16 protein-coding genes are annotated in these 14803 nt (G+C 62.6%); all 16 read right to left on the minus strand.

Annotation, left to right across the window (positions count from 1 at the left end; all coding sequences use genetic code 11):
* Position 1: 1 nt before the first annotated feature.
* A complete protein-coding gene (locus BLS87_RS07395; RefSeq protein WP_074751616.1) occupies positions 2-1198 on the minus strand; it encodes a beta-ketoacyl-[acyl-carrier-protein] synthase family protein in 1197 nt (398 codons plus the stop codon).
* The gene (locus BLS87_RS07400) at positions 1195-1683 is read right to left on the minus strand and encodes a DUF3261 domain-containing protein (protein WP_074751618.1); all 489 of its coding nucleotides are present in this window, start codon (positions 1681-1683) and stop codon (positions 1195-1197) included. Before BLS87_RS07400 ends, BLS87_RS07395 begins: the two co-directional genes overlap by 4 nt.
* Complete coding sequence (locus BLS87_RS07405) at positions 1680-2426, minus strand: class I SAM-dependent methyltransferase (protein ID WP_074751620.1); 747 nt, start codon at positions 2424-2426, stop codon at positions 1680-1682. Before BLS87_RS07405 ends, BLS87_RS07400 begins: the two co-directional genes overlap by 4 nt.
* Positions 2423-3655 carry an NAD(P)/FAD-dependent oxidoreductase gene (locus BLS87_RS07410; protein WP_425262210.1) on the minus strand — a complete coding sequence of 411 codons (1233 nt, stop codon included), beginning with the start codon at positions 3653-3655 and terminating at the stop codon, positions 2423-2425. Before BLS87_RS07410 ends, BLS87_RS07405 begins: the two co-directional genes overlap by 4 nt.
* Position 3656: 1 nt before the next feature.
* Positions 3657-6023, minus strand: coding sequence for an MMPL family transporter (locus tag BLS87_RS07415; RefSeq protein WP_244165812.1), 2367 nt, complete (start codon positions 6021-6023; stop codon positions 3657-3659).
* Positions 6013-6624: an outer membrane lipoprotein carrier protein LolA gene (locus BLS87_RS07420; RefSeq protein WP_074751626.1), complete on the minus strand. Its 612-nt coding sequence runs from the start codon at positions 6622-6624 to the stop codon at positions 6013-6015. The genes BLS87_RS07415 and BLS87_RS07420 overlap by 11 nt, the downstream gene beginning before the upstream one ends.
* On the minus strand, positions 6621-7046 hold the full coding sequence (locus tag BLS87_RS07425; protein ID WP_074751628.1) for an acyl-CoA thioesterase: 426 nt from the start codon (positions 7044-7046) through the stop codon (positions 6621-6623). Before BLS87_RS07425 ends, BLS87_RS07420 begins: the two co-directional genes overlap by 4 nt.
* Positions 7039-8583 (minus strand): HAL/PAL/TAL family ammonia-lyase, encoded by a 1545-nt coding sequence (locus BLS87_RS07430; RefSeq protein ID WP_074751630.1) that lies wholly within the window; start codon positions 8581-8583, stop codon positions 7039-7041. Before BLS87_RS07430 ends, BLS87_RS07425 begins: the two co-directional genes overlap by 8 nt.
* Positions 8564-9445, minus strand: coding sequence for an LpxL/LpxP family acyltransferase (locus tag BLS87_RS07435; RefSeq protein WP_083370646.1), 882 nt, complete (start codon positions 9443-9445; stop codon positions 8564-8566). Before BLS87_RS07435 ends, BLS87_RS07430 begins: the two co-directional genes overlap by 20 nt.
* 59 nt (positions 9446-9504) lie before the next feature.
* The gene (locus tag BLS87_RS07440; protein ID WP_074751632.1) at positions 9505-10239 is read right to left on the minus strand and encodes a glycosyltransferase family 2 protein; all 735 of its coding nucleotides are present in this window, start codon (positions 10237-10239) and stop codon (positions 9505-9507) included.
* Positions 10240-10304: 65 nt separating this feature from the next.
* Positions 10305-11984: an acyl-CoA synthetase family protein gene (locus BLS87_RS07445; RefSeq protein WP_074751634.1), complete on the minus strand. Its 1680-nt coding sequence runs from the start codon at positions 11982-11984 to the stop codon at positions 10305-10307.
* A complete protein-coding gene (locus BLS87_RS07450) occupies positions 11981-12526 on the minus strand; it encodes a COG4648 family protein (RefSeq protein ID WP_074751636.1) in 546 nt (181 codons plus the stop codon). Before BLS87_RS07450 ends, BLS87_RS07445 begins: the two co-directional genes overlap by 4 nt.
* The gene (locus BLS87_RS07455) at positions 12523-12777 is read right to left on the minus strand and encodes an acyl carrier protein (protein WP_074751638.1); all 255 of its coding nucleotides are present in this window, start codon (positions 12775-12777) and stop codon (positions 12523-12525) included. The genes BLS87_RS07450 and BLS87_RS07455 overlap by 4 nt, the downstream gene beginning before the upstream one ends.
* Before the next feature lie 9 nt (positions 12778-12786).
* Positions 12787-13047: a phosphopantetheine-binding protein gene (locus tag BLS87_RS07460; RefSeq protein ID WP_074751640.1), complete on the minus strand. Its 261-nt coding sequence runs from the start codon at positions 13045-13047 to the stop codon at positions 12787-12789.
* Positions 13022-13834: a lysophospholipid acyltransferase family protein gene (locus BLS87_RS07465; protein ID WP_074751642.1), complete on the minus strand. Its 813-nt coding sequence runs from the start codon at positions 13832-13834 to the stop codon at positions 13022-13024. The genes BLS87_RS07460 and BLS87_RS07465 overlap by 26 nt, the downstream gene beginning before the upstream one ends.
* Positions 13810-14538 carry a beta-ketoacyl synthase chain length factor gene (locus BLS87_RS07470; protein ID WP_074751644.1) on the minus strand — a complete coding sequence of 243 codons (729 nt, stop codon included), beginning with the start codon at positions 14536-14538 and terminating at the stop codon, positions 13810-13812. Before BLS87_RS07470 ends, BLS87_RS07465 begins: the two co-directional genes overlap by 25 nt.
* Positions 14539-14803 lie beyond the last annotated feature (265 nt).

The following is a 14803-nucleotide window of genomic DNA, read 5'->3' on the forward strand; positions in this document are numbered from 1 at the left end:
TTCACGCTCCTTCTCCGATGATCAGGCTGACGTTGTTGCCACCGAAGGCAAACGAGTTGCTCATCAGGCGACGCGGTGAATGGGACTGCAGCGTATCGCCCGGTTTTACCCAGGCCATGGCAGGCAGGTTTGTATCGGCCTGAGCGTCCCACACATGAGGCGGTAACTGCCGGTCGGGGTTTGCAGGCGACAGGGCCAGCCAGCAGAACGCCGCTTCCAGTGCGCCTGCCGCGCCGAGGGTATGGCCGCTCAGGGGTTTGGTGGACGAGCACGGCACGCCGTTGGGGAACACTGCGCTGACCGCCAGGCTTTCCATCGAGTCGTTGTGTTGGGTCGCCGTGCCGTGCAGGTTCAGATAATCGATCTCATCAGCGTGCACGCCCGCGTTGTTCAGCGCCTTTTGCATGGCCTGTTGTGCGCCGCGTCCATGGGGTTCTGGCGCGGAAATATGATGGGCGTCGGAGCTGGCGCCGGCACCCAGCAAGGCAATGCGGTGGTCGCGGCTGGCTTCTCGCGTCATCAGAAACAGCACGGCCGCCTCGCCGATGTTGATGCCGCTGCGGTTGACCGAAAACGGGTTGCAGCGCTCGCTGGAAACCGCCTCCAGCGATGAAAAACCGTTCAGCGTCAACCGGCACAAACTGTCCACGCCGCCACACAGCACGGCGTCGCACAGGTTCATGTCCAGCAGGCGTCGAGCACTCTGCAGTGCGCGGGCGCTAGAGGTGCAGGCGGTGGAAATCACATACGCCGGACCGCTCAATTCAAGCCACGCGCTCAGGAAATTGGCGGGGGCGCTGAGCTCCTGCTGACGGTAGTCATAGTCTTCGGGAAACGCATCGTCGCGCAGGTACGTGGCAATGCCCCGACTGGCCTCGTCGATACCCGAGGTGCTGGTGCCGAGGATCACGCCGATGCGGTCACGGCCGTAGCGGGCGATGGCTTGCTTGATGTCGGGCTCGATCTGCAGGGCGGCCGCCAACAGCAGCTGGTTGTTGCGACTGGTTTGCTGAACAAGCGCGACCGGGATGTCCGGCAGCGGGCTTCTCACGGCGGCGACCGGCAACGAACGTTCCGGCACCCAACCGCTTTCGGCTTGCATGCACGAGGTGTCGCCGGCGAACAGCGTGCGCGCAACGCTTGCGCGGTCGTCGCCCAGCGAGCAGATCAGCCCCAGTGCATTAAGGTAGGCATTCATTTCGAAGCCTTGCCTTCGAGCGGGCTGACGACGTATTTCAGTTCGCCACTTTCCAGGGTGATCCGGAAGATGCCTTCCGACGCGTAATCGACTCGCCAGCGATCTTCCATCATGCGCCCGTGGGGCAGCAGCTGGACGCCGGGGTAGTCGAAGCGGACCTCTTGCTCCGAGGTCAGGGCGAACAAAACGGCCGCGAACAACTCCCGCGCTTCGGGGTTTGGCGGTAACAGCCCGTCAGCCTTCCAGGTGTATTCGCGCAATTGCTGGCGTGCCACCGGAATACCCAGCGGGTCCATCAACGACCAGCGCAGGCCATGGCGTTCTTTCTGAACCACCAAGAGCCAGTCCTGACGTTGACCGGCCTGCTCGCGTTGCACATGCAATTGCTGCGGGAACTTGATGTGCGGGATTTGCGCGGGCAGAGGGGCGTGGCTGGTGCAAGCGCTCAGCAACAGCACGCAAACCAGCAAAAGGGCGCGAATCATGGTGTGTCACCTTCAAGTGATGCCTGTGGCGGTTTGCGTGCGACGACATTGACCAATGTCTCTTCACGCTCACCAAAGGGCTTGGGTTTAACCAGTTTCAGACGTTCCAGCACGCCAAAGTCCCTGGCGCGGCTCCACCACAAATAGGGGTAGGAAACGTTCTGTGCGACAAATTGAAAACCTTCTGTGCGCAGCATGTCCAGATATTGCGCCGCGCTCTTCTGCACGTGCATCGGATGGCGGAAGAACCAGCGAATTACCCAGGTGTCGATGTAGGCTTCGGTGGACTCGGCGAACAGCAGATAACCCCCCGGCTTGAGCACGCGATAGAACTCGGCGAGGGCCTTTTCCTGTTCGACCAGGTGATGGAAGGTCTGGTGGCAGAACACCATATCGACGCTGGCATCAGCAAGCGTCAGGGCGGCGCAGTCACTGCCGATCAGCTCGACGTTCAAACGACGGCGTTGGGCTTCTTCGGCGCTGAGTTTCAGACTGAGCGGGTCGGCATCGACACCGAGAATCTGCGCCGGGTTGAACACCTTGTGCAGGTACTGAAAGGACTTCCCCTGACCGCAACCGGCGTCGAGTATCACGGGATGGTGTGGCGGCTGCTCGGTGAACAGGCTGCGCAGGTCGTTGGTCGCGACACGCAGCACGTGATGCTGCCAGGTGTGGCTGCGCAGGAACAGGAACCCCAGCCGGGTTTCTTCGACGTAACTGTCGCTGAAGAACTGTTCGCTCATCGGTCGGTCCTCGCACAGATCTCGGCCAGCATACGCAGGCGGCGCTTGGGTTCGGCAACGAACGGATTGCGCTCATCCCACGCATAACCGGCCAGGATCGAACAGATCATGCGGCGAATGTCGTCGGTGCTATCGGGGTAGAAAATGACGTCCTGGAAACCACCTTCGTACCAGCCCTCGACATACGCGCGGAAGGTGTCCACGCCGCGCTTCAAGGGGACAGCGAACTCGTTTTCCCAGTCCACGGCCTCGCCTTGCAGCTGACGGTGCAGCACGCCAGCGGCCATGCTGGCCGAGCGCATGGCGATGGTTACGCCTGACGAAAACACCGGGTCGAGGAACTCCGCTGCGTTTCCCAGCAGCGCGAAGCCCTTGCCGTGCAAGGTTTTGACGTTGGCCGCGTAGCCCCCGATGGTGCGCGCGGGGGTGTCCCAGACAGCGTTTTGCAGTACGCGGCTCAGGCTCGGTGTTTCGTCGATGAACGCGCGCAGACAGGCGTCCAGATCGGCAGGCTTGTCTTTAAAGCGCTCTGCGGAGGCGACGACGCCCACCGAGCAGCGACCATCGCTGAACGGGATCGACCAGAACCACACATCGCGCATCGTGGGGTGAACCGTGACCAGAATTTTCTCGCGATCAAAGCCCTGATCATCGACGCGGTCTTCGACGTGGGTGAACACCGCCTGACGTAGCGGGAAGTTCGACGGCGCTTCCAGATCCAGCAAGCGGGGCAATACGCGGCCGTAACCGCTGGCGTCCAGTACGAAGCCTGCCTGCACTCGGTAGGCGGTGCCATCGGCGCGCTGTACGTCGAGCACCGGTTGCTCGCCTGCAAAGTCAGCCGCCGTGATGGTTTGCTGGTAACGGATTTCCACGCCCTGTCGCGCCGCTTCATCTGCCAGCAGTTTGTCGAAATGGGCGCGCTGCACCTGAAAGGTTGTCGGCTTGCCGTTGCTGAACGTTTCACCAAAATCGAATGCGCTGTAATGCTCACCGCACGCGAATGCCGCGCCGTTCTTGAGCTGGAATCCTGCGGCCTTTACGGCGTCGAGCATGCCGGCTTCCTCGACGAAGTCCAGGCAGTGTGACAGCAGGCTTTCACCAATGGAGAACCGCGGGAATTGCTGGCGCTCGATGATCAGGACGTCGTGGCCCTGACGTTTGAGCAGTGCAGCGGCGATGGCTCCGGCTGGGCCGGCACCCACCACGACGATCGGGCGACATTCCATTTCAGCTATTGGCACAAGGTTTCCTTTTCGAGTGTTTGACGGTATTGGCGTCGTGCGAGGGTAGAGGACGGTCATCGCCAGCCCATGGCGCGAGCAGGAAGCTGAACGCCAGGCCCAGGCTCACCGACAGGCCGAAGTTGCTGACTGCCGGTGTGCTGGAAATCGCCAGCAAGCCGAACGACAGCCACGTGGTGGCTGCCGCGAGCAAGGTGCCCAGCAGGCTGACGGCGGCGCCGCCGACCTGCTCGCGCATGAGAATCGCGTAATCGACGCTGATGGCCGTGACCAGCAACAGACCGAACAGGCTGAACAGCGTCAGCGGCTGACCCAGCCAGCCCAGGCTCGCCAGGCTGCACACGGCGGCCAGCAACGGTAGCGCGATCACCCGCAGCGCGCCGCCCAGGCCAAACGGTACGATCAGCAACAGGACGATCAGCACGCAGGACAGCAGCTTCAGTTCAGCGGCGCTGATCTGGGTGGCGGCAAACACCTTGTTCAGGTCGCCCAGGCGATCAACCAGTTGCACCCCGGGTAAGTCCTGCGCCTGGCTGCGAAGCAGATTGGCATCGTTCAGACCCTGAAGGCTGACGATGCCGGCGACGCCACCGTCAGCGTTGCCCATCCACAGCAGGCGCCAAGGCTCGCCCAACGGGCCGGCCAATACCTGATCGATGTCCTGCGGCGGCAGGGCCCGCAGCGTTGCCAGCTCTTTGTTTAGCGCTTCCACCGGTACGCCCAGTTCCAGCAGCGGTTGCCAATGATCGGGCAACGTATCGAGTGCCTTGCGCGTGGCTTGTTGTTCGGTTGGCGTGGCCACCTGCTGGTTGAGCGACAGATACCCTTGCAGCTTGCCGAGCGCGACCAGTTGATCCAGCCGCTGACTGAGTGCGGCTTGCCGCTCCAGCAACTGCTGCTGATCCGCGCCGCGCACCAGAAAGAACTGGCTGGTGGGCTGATAGCCGGTGATGCGCGCCACCGCGCGCGCTTCATCGGTGAGGCTTTGGGGCGCGGCGATCCACTGGCGGATGTCGTTTTTCGTGGTCAGTTGCCACAAGCCGGTCGCGCAAAAAATCAGCAGTAAACCCAGCAGGACCGGCGTGCTGACGCGGCTCAGCAGTCGGGCGCGAAGGCCCATCAGGCGTTCAGCGACCTTGAGCGGCCATTGTGCCGGGCGCAGCTCGACGCCCCGGAGCAGAGCAGGTAAGAGGCACACGGCCGTCAGGTATGCCCCGATCAGGCCGGCGGCGGAGAACACGGCAATCTGCGTCAGGGCAGGGAACGGTGTCCAGGCCAGCGCAAGGTAGCCGATGCAACTGGTGGCCAGACTCAGGCTCAGGCCCGACACGGTCAGGCGCAATGCCGGCCAGCTGCGCCACGGTTGCAGGCTCCAGCCCTTGGACAGGTAATGCAGTGGGTAGTCAACGGCAACGCCGATCAGACTCGAGCCCAACACCAGTGTCATGACGTGCATCTTGCCGAACAGCGCAATGCAGGCGGTGGCACCGAACAGCATGCCGACCACGACCGGCAAGAACGCCAGCAAAACCCGCCAGCGTTTGAAGGCCAGCAGCAACAGAAGAAGGATGCCCAGGATGGCACCGCCGCCGACCCAGGTGATTTCCCGCGTGGCTTGCTGCTGACCATGGGCCGCGTACAGCAGGCCGCTGGCTGCCAGTAATTGAGCGTCGGTCTGGCTGGCCTGGGCGCGCGCCTCATCGAGCAGCGCCGAAACCTTCAGCGGCAGGCTCATGTCGAACGCGTCCGCCTTGGTTCGCGCCCTCAACAGCACCCAGTGCTTGCCGTCGGCGTGGGCGATCAGCGCGCCGCTGCCGATGTCCAGTTGCACCGAACCCTGGGTGGGCTGGCTGTTCTGGATGCGGCCGGTCAGCCCCAGCCAGTCATCCTGGCTGGGCACCAGGCTGAAACCGCCGAACGGGTCGAACAGGCTTTGGACACGTTTCTGAATGAACGCCTGGGGCTGTTCGATCAATTGCGTTCGGTCGCTGTCCGACAGCATCGCCAGTCGGCCTTGCAGCAGTTGCTCACGCAACGCTGGAAGGTCGGCCTGCAGGTTCCACTGAACCTTTTCAAACAGATCGCTCGCCTGCCATTGATCACTGATCTTATGGGCCAGTTCTACCGCTTTCAGTTGATCGGCATGCCCGACCAGCACCAGCATTTCGCGGTTCAACGGCTCTTGAATACGTTGCTCGGCGCGCAGCTCCAGGGCGTCAGGGCTGCTGCCGGGGACCAGTTCCATCAAGTTCGCCGACAGGGGCGCGCCGGCGTGCCATTGCCAGCCCGCCAGTGCGAGCACGGCCAGCAGGACGATCAGGAACAGGCGCGGCAACAGACGTTCAAGGCGCAAAATCAGCGCGCTCCGAATCGCTCAGCGGTGTAGCGCTGGTGCTGTCGATCATCTTCAGCAGGGTGCTGTCGCCCTGGGTTTCCAACAGCTCGATACGTTGAACCAGCGCGCCGCCGTCAATGTTGATCTGCTTGAACACCTGTTGCAGCAGCAAAGAGCGTGGCACCAGTGTCAGTTGCCATGCCTGGGCGTCGCCGGTCACGTGCAAGTCGAAATCACGCTGCAAGCCGCTGCTGTCACCTTGCAGTACCGCCAGGAACAACCGGTTCTGCTCGGCACCTGCGCTTTTGCCGGGAAGCATTTGCCAGTGGCCGTCTTCATCCATCGCGCGCCGGGCGATGCCCGCGGAGGTGATGCGGTAATCCTGTTTGAGCGGCGTATTCAACAGCCACAACAAGCCGAAGTCTTTCGCCAGCACGAAGTTGCCCTTGCTGGTCAGCGGTTGCGGCAGCGAACGCAAGTGTTTTTCCTGAACGAAACGTCCATGGATCACACTCGGTTTCGCCAGTTGCTCGCTGAGTTGCTGCAGGTCGAAGGCGTGGGCCAGCGTCGTCAGGCTCAGCAGCAGCAACGTGCAAAATGCTTTGCCAGTGCGCTTCATGACAACACCCTCTCGACGGCGGCGACGAACACCTTGGGCGAGGCCAGCTGCATTTCGCGACTGTTGACGTCGACGGCCACCTGGACGGTACTGGCGCGGGTCAGACGTTCACCCGTCACCTTGTCTGTGATCAGGTAATCGATCTTCAGACGGTTTTCCCATTCCACGAGGCTGGCGCGCACGTTGATGCGTTGGCCGAACACTGCGCCGCGCACGTAACGCAGTTGCAGGTCGATCACCGGCCACGCGTAACCCGATTCGAGCATGTGGGTGTAGTTGTGCCCGAGTTTGTCGAGCAGTGCGCAGCGCGCGACTTCCAGGTATTTCACGTAATGCCCGTGCCAGACCACGTGCATGGTGTCGACGTCGAAAAACGGCACCAGCACTTCGGTGTCTTCGTGGATAACGCCTTTGCTACGCATGCAGCCTCCAGTGCTGGTCGGCGATGCGCTTCAGACACAGGCGCAGTTCACCCTCCAGCGCGCGGTCTTCGATGACGGGCGGGAAGTCTTCACGCAGTTGCGCGTGCATGGCGGCCAGCACCGGAGGAAGCGGTCGTGCTTCGGTATCGCGGCTGCGCAACCAGACGCCCTGATTGGCAGCGATCAATGCCGCTGCCGCGACCTGTTCGGTCAACTCCAGCACGCGAATGGCGTCGCGAGCGGCGATGGTGCCCATGCTCACCTTGTCCTGGTTGTGGCACTCGGTGGAGCGGGAGAACACGCTGGCGGGCATGGTGTTTTTCAGCGCTTCGGCGGTCCAGGCACTGGTGCCGATCTGCACGGCCTTGAAGCCGTGGTTGATCATTGCGCGATCCGCCGCAGCGCCGGACAGATTGCTCGGCAGTCCATGGTTGTAACGCTCGTCCACCAGCAGCGCCAGTTGGCGATCCAGCAGGTCGGCGACGTTGGCGACCAGGTTCTTCAGGCTGTCCATGGCGAAAGCAATGTGACCGCCGTAGAAGTGGCCGCCGTGCAGCACGCGCTCAGCTTCGGCGTCGATGATCGGGTTGTCGTTGGCGCTGTTGAGCTCGATCTCGATGAAGCCGCGCAGCCAGTTCAGGCTGTCGGCCAGCACGCCCAGTACGTGGGGCGCGCAACGCAGGGAATACCGATCCTGCAAGCGATGCAGCGGCGCGGTGGGTGCGTCGATGGCCAGGTCCTTGCGCAGCCAGGCGGCAACTTGCATCTGACCCGGATGCGGTTTGGCGGCGAACAGACGCTCGTCGAAGTGCTCCGGATTGCCTTGCAGGGCCACTACGTTCAGCGCCGTGATGCGGGTCGCGAGTTTCAACAGGTAGTCAGCGCGGGCAAACGCCAGACACGCCAGGCCGGTCATGACCGCGGTGCCGTTCATCAGCGCCAGCGCTTCCTTCGGGCGCAGCACCAGCGGGTCCCAGCCGAGCTGACGGTGCACATCCGCAGACGGGCGACGCTCGCCGTTGAACATCACGTCGCGCTCGCCGGACAGCGTGGCCGCGACATACGAAAGCGGGGTCAGGTCGCCGCTGGCGCCGACCGACCCTTCTTCCGGAATCAGTGGCAGGATGTCGTGGTCAAGAAACGCCTGCAGACGCTCCAGCAGTTCGACGCGAACGCCCGACACGCCATGGCACAGGGAGCGCAGGCGGGCGGCCAATACCGCACGGGTCGCCTGAGCGTCGAGCAGTTTGCCCAGCCCGCAGCCGTGGAAGGTGTACAGATGACGTGGCAGCGCCTCGACGTGTTGCAGCGGCACAGCGACGACGCAAGAGTCGCCATAGCCGGTGGTGACGCCGTAGATCACGCCTTCCTTGTCGAGCAGGGAATCGAGGAACTGCGCCCCCTTGGCGATGCGCTGGCGATAGTCCTTGTCGCTTTGCAGCGCGGTCGGGCGCTGCCGGTTGGACAGGGCCAGGACTTCCTCAATGCTCAGAGGACGCTCGCCGAAGATGATCGGCTCAGGTGCTTGGTTCGTCATCGGATTTCCAGAACGGGTAGAAGTTGAACCACTGCTGCGGCGCTTGCAGGCAGTAGTGCGCCAGACGGTCGGCGTAACGTTGAGTCCATTGCGCGATCACCTGCTGGCGATCACTGCGCCGCCATTCGATGGCGGCGGCAAACGGCTCGAGCACCACGCGATAACCGGCAGAGCCTTTGAGACAGAAAATCAGGTTGATCGGGCACTTCAACAGGCCGGCCAGCAGCCATGGGCCTTGAGGGAACGCTGCCGAGTGGCCGAGAAAGTCCACCCGAACGTTGCGTCCGCCGTGCAGCGGGACGCGGTCGCCGGCAATCGCCAGCCACTCACCGCGGTCCAGGCGCTGGCTCAGTTGCAGCATGATTGCCGGGTCCAGTTCGCTGACTTGAATCAGCCGCAAGTTGGTGGCGCCGGCTTCGCCCAGCAGGCGATTGAAGCGCTCGGCGTGCTTGGTGTGGACCAGCACGTTCATCGTGACTTTTTCGCCCAGTTCGGCGAGTGCGCGACAGACTTCGAGGTTGCCCAAATGTGCGCCCACCAGCATCTGCCCACGCTCGCCGCGCAATTGATCGCGCAGGTTGGCGGAGTCGATGATTTCGATCTGCTCAAGGCCAAGCTTGCCGTTCCAGACGTCGAGCTTGTCCAGCAACGCCTCGGCGAAGGCCATGAACTGCTTGAAGACACGCCAGGTGGTGGGGCGCAGTTCATGTCGCTGAGTCGAGTCGGCCAGGCGTTGCTGGTATTGCCAGGCACTGCGACGAGCGCTACGACCGAACAGGAAAAAGTACAACACGATGCCGTGCAGTATCGGGCTCAACACGCGGCGTCCGAGGACCTTGACGCCCCAGGCGGTGAGTTTCATCAAAAGGAAACTGCCGCGCTCTTCGTGTTCGGCCCAATGCTGTTTGTTCTCGCCCTCGCTCACGGCAGCCACCGCCGCCAGAGAATCAGCGGAAAGCGCGCCAACATGCCGAAGAACAGCTTGGCGTGCATCTTCGAAATCAGCGCGTTGTCATGAAACAGCCGGAAATGCGAGAGCCCGTCCTGCGGGTAATGCACCTTGGTCGGCAGCCACTGCATCGGCTGATTGCGCCACGACAGGCGCACGAGAATTTCCGGGTCGAAGTCCATGCGCTTGCCCAGATTCACGGTGTCGATCAGGTGCAGAACCGGTTTGAGCGGGTAGACGCGAAACCCGCACATGGAGTCGGGAATCTGCAACGACAGGCTGTTGATCCAGACCCAGACGTGCGTCAGGTAGCGGGCGTACAGGCGACCTTTCGGCACGCTGGCGTCGTATTGGGGATAGCCACAGATCAGCGACTTCGGGTGCTGGCGGGAGCTGTCGAGGAACACGGCGATGTCGTTCAGGTCGTGCTGACCGTCCGCATCGACCTGCAGCGCGTGGCTGAAGCCCAGCTTCGCCGCCTCACGCAACCCGGCCATGACCGCACCGCCCTTGCCCTGATTGACGGGCAGTTGCACGAGAAACACGTTGTCCTGCCCGGCCAGTGTCTGGAGCACGGCGGCGCAAGCGGGGCTGCTGGCGTCATCGACCAGAACGCACGGCAAACCCGCGTCCAGCAGCTCCTGAACCACGGCAGGTACGGCCAGTTCGTGGTTGTAAACCGGGATAACGGCGCAGGGGTTATGCATTGAAAAATCCTTTTCGAACACGACGCTGCACCGGGACTGTGTTCCGCGAGCGGTTTGGAGGCGAATCAAACACCTGCATTCACCCACAAAATCCGTCCACTGGAGCAGGCCGCTTCGCCATTGCGGTAAGCGAAATGCAGCTTGCCGCGCTCCTGATCGAAGCGAAGCGTAAGGCTGAGGCGATCGCCGGGGCGCACCAGTTGCTGAAACTTGAGCACTTCCATGCCCGCGAAACGGGGCGGCAGGCTCATCAAGCCTTGACCCAGCGTGATCGCCCAATCCACCTGCACCACGCCCGGCAGAATCGGCGTGCCGGGGAAGTGCCCGGTGAAATGCGCCAGGTCCAGGGGCACGACCAGCTCAAGTTGCAGTTCGTCACCGACCTGCTGCTGGCTGACCCGTTCAGGCCCTTGAATGCGGGGCGCCACCAACAGGGCCTCCACCTGCGCTTGAGGCAGCTTGCCCTGGGGGTTGAGCGGCAGCTGGGTCAACAGACGCCAACGCCTTGGCAGCGCAAGCGCCTCGCAGTGAGGCACCAGATGCTGGCGCAAGGCGTTGGTCAGCGCGCGCCGGCCCTGATTGCGCAAGGCGTGAACACCGCTGGCGCTCAGCACCACCAGCGCGCCCAGCGATGCCCGGTTTTCTCGCACCACGCCAAAGCGGGCTTCGCTGACCCAATCATGAGTGGTGAGCGCTTGTTCGAGCAGCGGCAGGGAAATGCGCTTTTCTTCCAGTTTGACGATGCGGTCCAGCCGACCCAGCAGTTCGAAGCGACCCTCCTCGGTAAACCGTGCAGCGTCCGCCGTCTGCTCGACGTGCCCGGCAGGCAGATAAGGGGATTCGATGCGAAGCGCGCCATCGTCGTCCTGGCTCAGCTTCACGTCGTCAAACGCGCGCCACAACGGATCGCCCTGACGCCAGGCAATCCCACCGGTTTCCGAGCTGCCAAGAATTTCTGTCGGCCACTGACCCAGGCGGTCATGCAGGCTCTGTGCGGCGTCTGTCGGCAAAGCGCCTCCGGACGAAAACACCCGGCGCACAGCGCTCATGCTGCTCCAGTCGAGGTTATCGCCCATGCGCTTGAGCAGGGCAGGGCTCGCGACCCAGGCGAACGATTCATGCTCGCGACTCGCCCGCTGCAGGTCTTCGGGGAAGGGCAATTGCTTTCGCACGAAACGACGACCGGCGCACAGCGGCCACAAAACCCGGAACAGCAGTCCGTAGATATGTTGCGCAGCCACGCTGCCGATGATGCAGGCGTGGCCCAGGTCCGCGCCCCACAACCGCTCCAGGGCCGTGACTTCATTGGCCAGTTGCCGAAGCTTTTTCTCGATCAGCTTGGGCTCGCCGCTCGAGCCGGAGGTGCACAGGCTCAACACGCACGTGTCCAGGTCCAGGGATGCCGGTTCGAGTGGGTCAGCGCTCAGGGTGTCCAGTTGAATATCGCCGGGGAGATCGGTGAGCCACAGGTCAACGCGGTGCGTCCAGCGCTCACGGGTTTGCGCCTGCAGGTCGGACGGCAGCAGGACACTGACGCCCGCGCGCCATGCGGCGAACAGGGCCACGGCGAGATCGCCGGCGTCTTCCAGGTGAATGGCGACGCTGGATACCCCTCGCGCTTGCAGCGCGCTGGCGACACCCAACGTTCGTTCACGCCACTGCGCATGGCTCAAGGCGGGCGAGTGAGCAACCTCACGGGTGGGATCAGCGTCCAGCAACAGCCGTTCAAGGTTCATCCAGCTCATGCACGGCCTCGAACACGCTGGCGAACGATCCATTCGGCGGCAAACAGCGTCGCCATCAAACCGTAGGCAATGAGGCCGGTGTACAGCGTCCACCAACTCAGCGGCGCCCATAGCGTAAGCGCGGCAGCCACCAGGCCATTGAACAGGAAAAACAGGCACCAGACCTGCGTGACGTGGCGCGTATAGCGGATGGCGATGTCTGGCAGGTCGGGGTCTGTCAGGCGAGCCAGCCGCTCCACCATCGGCATACCCCGCAACAGGCTAAGTCCGAACAGCGTCAGCATGAAACCGCTGATCAGCACGGGATACCAGCGCAACAGTCGCGAGCTGTCAAAGACGACCAGCAGCAGACAAAAGCCGATGGCGACCAGTGCCATGCCCAGGTTATCCGGACGTCGCTCACCGGTCAGTACCCGGGCCGCCCACAGAGAGCCGAGCAACAGCGCGAATTGCCAGGGCGAGAAGTGCTCCATGCCGAAATACACGGCGAACGGGTACAGCACGCCCGCAAGCACCAGTAGCAGGCCGGTCAGGCGACTCATGCGGCGGCGTTGACCAAGCGGTAAACCGCTTCGACCACATCGCCGACGGTGCGTACGGACTTGAACTCTTCGGCGGCGATTTTCTTGCCGGTCTTGCGTTTGATGTGGTCGATCAGGTCGACGGCATCGATGCTGTCGATTTCGAGGTCCTGATACAGATTGGCTTCGAGGGTAACGCGCTCAGGTTCAAGTTCGAACAGCTCAACCATTGCAGTGCGCAGGGTTTCGAAGATGTCTTCACGGGATTGCATGTTCAGTCCTCAGGCCACTTGGCGTGCGTTGACGAAGGCCGCGAGGCTGTCGACGCTGGTGAAGTGGGTGCGTGTGTCTTTGGCGTCGGCATCGATCTTGATGCCGTAGCGTTTCTGAATGGCCAGGCCCAGCTCCAGGGCGTCGACCGAGTCCAGGCCCAGACCTTCGCCAAACAGCGTCTGGTCGTTGCCGATGTCATGGGTGCTGATGTCTTCGAGGCCCAAGGCATCGATGATCAGCTGTTTAATTTCCAGGTGCAGATCGCTCATCTGTGGCGAGCTCCTTGATGAAGTGGTGATGCAGATGGTCATTGAGCTTGCGCGACGCCACAGGGGCCGGGCCAAGCGCGGCAAACGCCGCTGGGTCGATATCGTTGCCCACACGCAGGTGAAAATGCGGGCGGCGCAGGGGAATGCGGTACCAGGGTTCGGCCTTGGTCAGGGTGGTCGGCGACACATGGATCGTGACCGGGGTGATGACGTTCGCGCCGCGCAGCGCGATGGCCGCCGCACCGCGATGGAACGCAGGCGCCTTGCCCGGTTGGGTGCGCGTGCCTTCGGGGAAAATGATGAGGGTCTGGCCGGTCTGCAGCAGATGGGCGGCGTTCTCCAGCATGTCCGCGCTGCCGTCATTGCTCACATAACCGGTGGAGCGGACCGGGCCCCGGGTGAACGGGTTCTGCCACAGGCTCTGCTTGACCACGCAGTTGGCGTCACGCACCAGGCCGATCAGAAACACCACATCGATCAGTGAGGGATGGTTGGCAATGATCATCTGGCCCGGGCGTCCCAGGCACTCGGCGCCTTCGACTTCGTAGGTCAGCACGCCGACCCTGGCCATAAAGCGGATGAACGTCCAGAACAAACGGCTGATGGTCCGGCGGGCGCGGCGTTGATGGGCACAGGCGTTGCCCGGCAGTAATGCCAGCAACGGAAATATCGCCAAACGCAGGCACAACCCGCCCAGCCCGAAAAGGGCGAAACTCAGGGCTGTTGTCAGCAGTCGCCAGTAGTAGGCGTCGCGACTTTTGCTCAGCGGTTGTGTTGCCAGTTCCATTGCCGGTTTTTCCAGGGATGCTGCAAAGCGCACTGTTGTGTCGACAGCGCGCGTAAAAGGTTGAGGGCGTGTGGCCATTTGCCGGAGACATTCGCGCCGTCGTTAGACTGACAAGTGCTTAACGCCAGCTGCCATTCGTCGCCTGGCGTCAACAAAAGCCCGAGTGCATAGGGGAACGGCACGTCGTCGATCCAGGGGGCATAGGCGGCAGGGGGCTGCTCTTCGGTCACGATCAGCAATACGGCGGGTGCCCCTTCGTTCAGCAACGTCGCGGCTTCCAGCACACCATGCTCAAGCCCGTCACCCGCTGCCGCCAAGGCTGTCATTTCACTGGTTTCGTTGCGCAGGATGGACCACAGGCCAATCACGGCGTTGTGCACAGAAAGGCTGAATTGGGTCGGCGACAATGGCTGATCGGCCGCCAGATCACTTAGGATCTCGAAGGTGCGGGGCGTCTCGCCGTGTCGTGAGACAAACACCAGCGGCAGTTGTGCGTGCCCTTCAGCCAGCGGCCAACCCACACTGAACGCCATCCGCGCCAAGCGGCTCAGGCGTCGCCGTTGCATGGCGGGCAGAAAAGACACGTCTGGCGCTTCGCCCTGATCGCTCAGGCGTGTCGGGTTCTCGCCCCATTGGCGCCAGTCCTCGACCGTCGTCAGCCCGGGAGCCCACGCGCGCCACTGTGCAATGTTGAAGTTGATCACGAATTATCATCCCGCCCCTATGCGGGCTTACTTCCTGGCTTCGAGTATCCGAAGTGACACCAACCATGGCGCGGCGCTATCACCGAGTGGCGGGCATTATCCCGATGCATGCGATCTGTAGCAATTTGTAAGTAGGTAATTTCACGTATTCACGTAGGATTCGTCCGTTTCTGTTGTCTCTTTTGCCTGAAGCGCTCGCCCTAGTAGCAGGGTTTGCCTAGACTCGGCCCATTCATCGGGTCGCCGGGCGATCCTCCACTGCAAC

This window comes from Pseudomonas abietaniphila (genome assembly GCF_900100795.1).
In the GTDB taxonomy this organism is placed as follows: domain Bacteria; phylum Pseudomonadota; class Gammaproteobacteria; order Pseudomonadales; family Pseudomonadaceae; genus Aquipseudomonas; species Aquipseudomonas abietaniphila.

Coding starts and splice junctions, on each gene's coding strand:
- BLS87_RS07450 (WP_074751636.1), bottom strand. CDS start 12,526: ATGAGTCGCCTGACCGGCCTGCTACTGGTGCTTGCGGGCGTGCTGTAC.
- BLS87_RS07460 (WP_074751640.1), bottom strand. CDS start 13,047: ATGAGCGATCTGCACCTGGAAATTAAACAGCTGATCATCGATGCCTTG.
- BLS87_RS07435 (WP_083370646.1), bottom strand. CDS start 9,445: ATGAAACTCACCGCCTGGGGCGTCAAGGTCCTCGGACGCCGCGTGTTG.
- BLS87_RS07405 (WP_074751620.1), bottom strand. CDS start 2,426: ATGAGCGAACAGTTCTTCAGCGACAGTTACGTCGAAGAAACCCGGCTG.
- BLS87_RS07400 (WP_074751618.1), bottom strand. CDS start 1,683: ATGATTCGCGCCCTTTTGCTGGTTTGCGTGCTGTTGCTGAGCGCTTGC.
- BLS87_RS07440 (WP_074751632.1), bottom strand. CDS start 10,239: ATGCATAACCCCTGCGCCGTTATCCCGGTTTACAACCACGAACTGGCC.
- BLS87_RS07430 (WP_074751630.1), bottom strand. CDS start 8,583: ATGACGAACCAAGCACCTGAGCCGATCATCTTCGGCGAGCGTCCTCTG.
- BLS87_RS07410 (WP_425262210.1), bottom strand. CDS start 3,655: ATGGAATGTCGCCCGATCGTCGTGGTGGGTGCCGGCCCAGCCGGAGCC.
- BLS87_RS07465 (WP_074751642.1), bottom strand. CDS start 13,834: ATGGAACTGGCAACACAACCGCTGAGCAAAAGTCGCGACGCCTACTAC.
- BLS87_RS07445 (WP_074751634.1), bottom strand. CDS start 11,984: ATGAGCTGGATGAACCTTGAACGGCTGTTGCTGGACGCTGATCCCACC.
- BLS87_RS07420 (WP_074751626.1), bottom strand. CDS start 6,624: ATGAAGCGCACTGGCAAAGCATTTTGCACGTTGCTGCTGCTGAGCCTG.
- BLS87_RS07425 (WP_074751628.1), bottom strand. CDS start 7,046: ATGCGTAGCAAAGGCGTTATCCACGAAGACACCGAAGTGCTGGTGCCG.
- BLS87_RS07455 (WP_074751638.1), bottom strand. CDS start 12,777: ATGCAATCCCGTGAAGACATCTTCGAAACCCTGCGCACTGCAATGGTT.
- BLS87_RS07395 (WP_074751616.1), bottom strand. CDS start 1,198: ATGAATGCCTACCTTAATGCACTGGGGCTGATCTGCTCGCTGGGCGAC.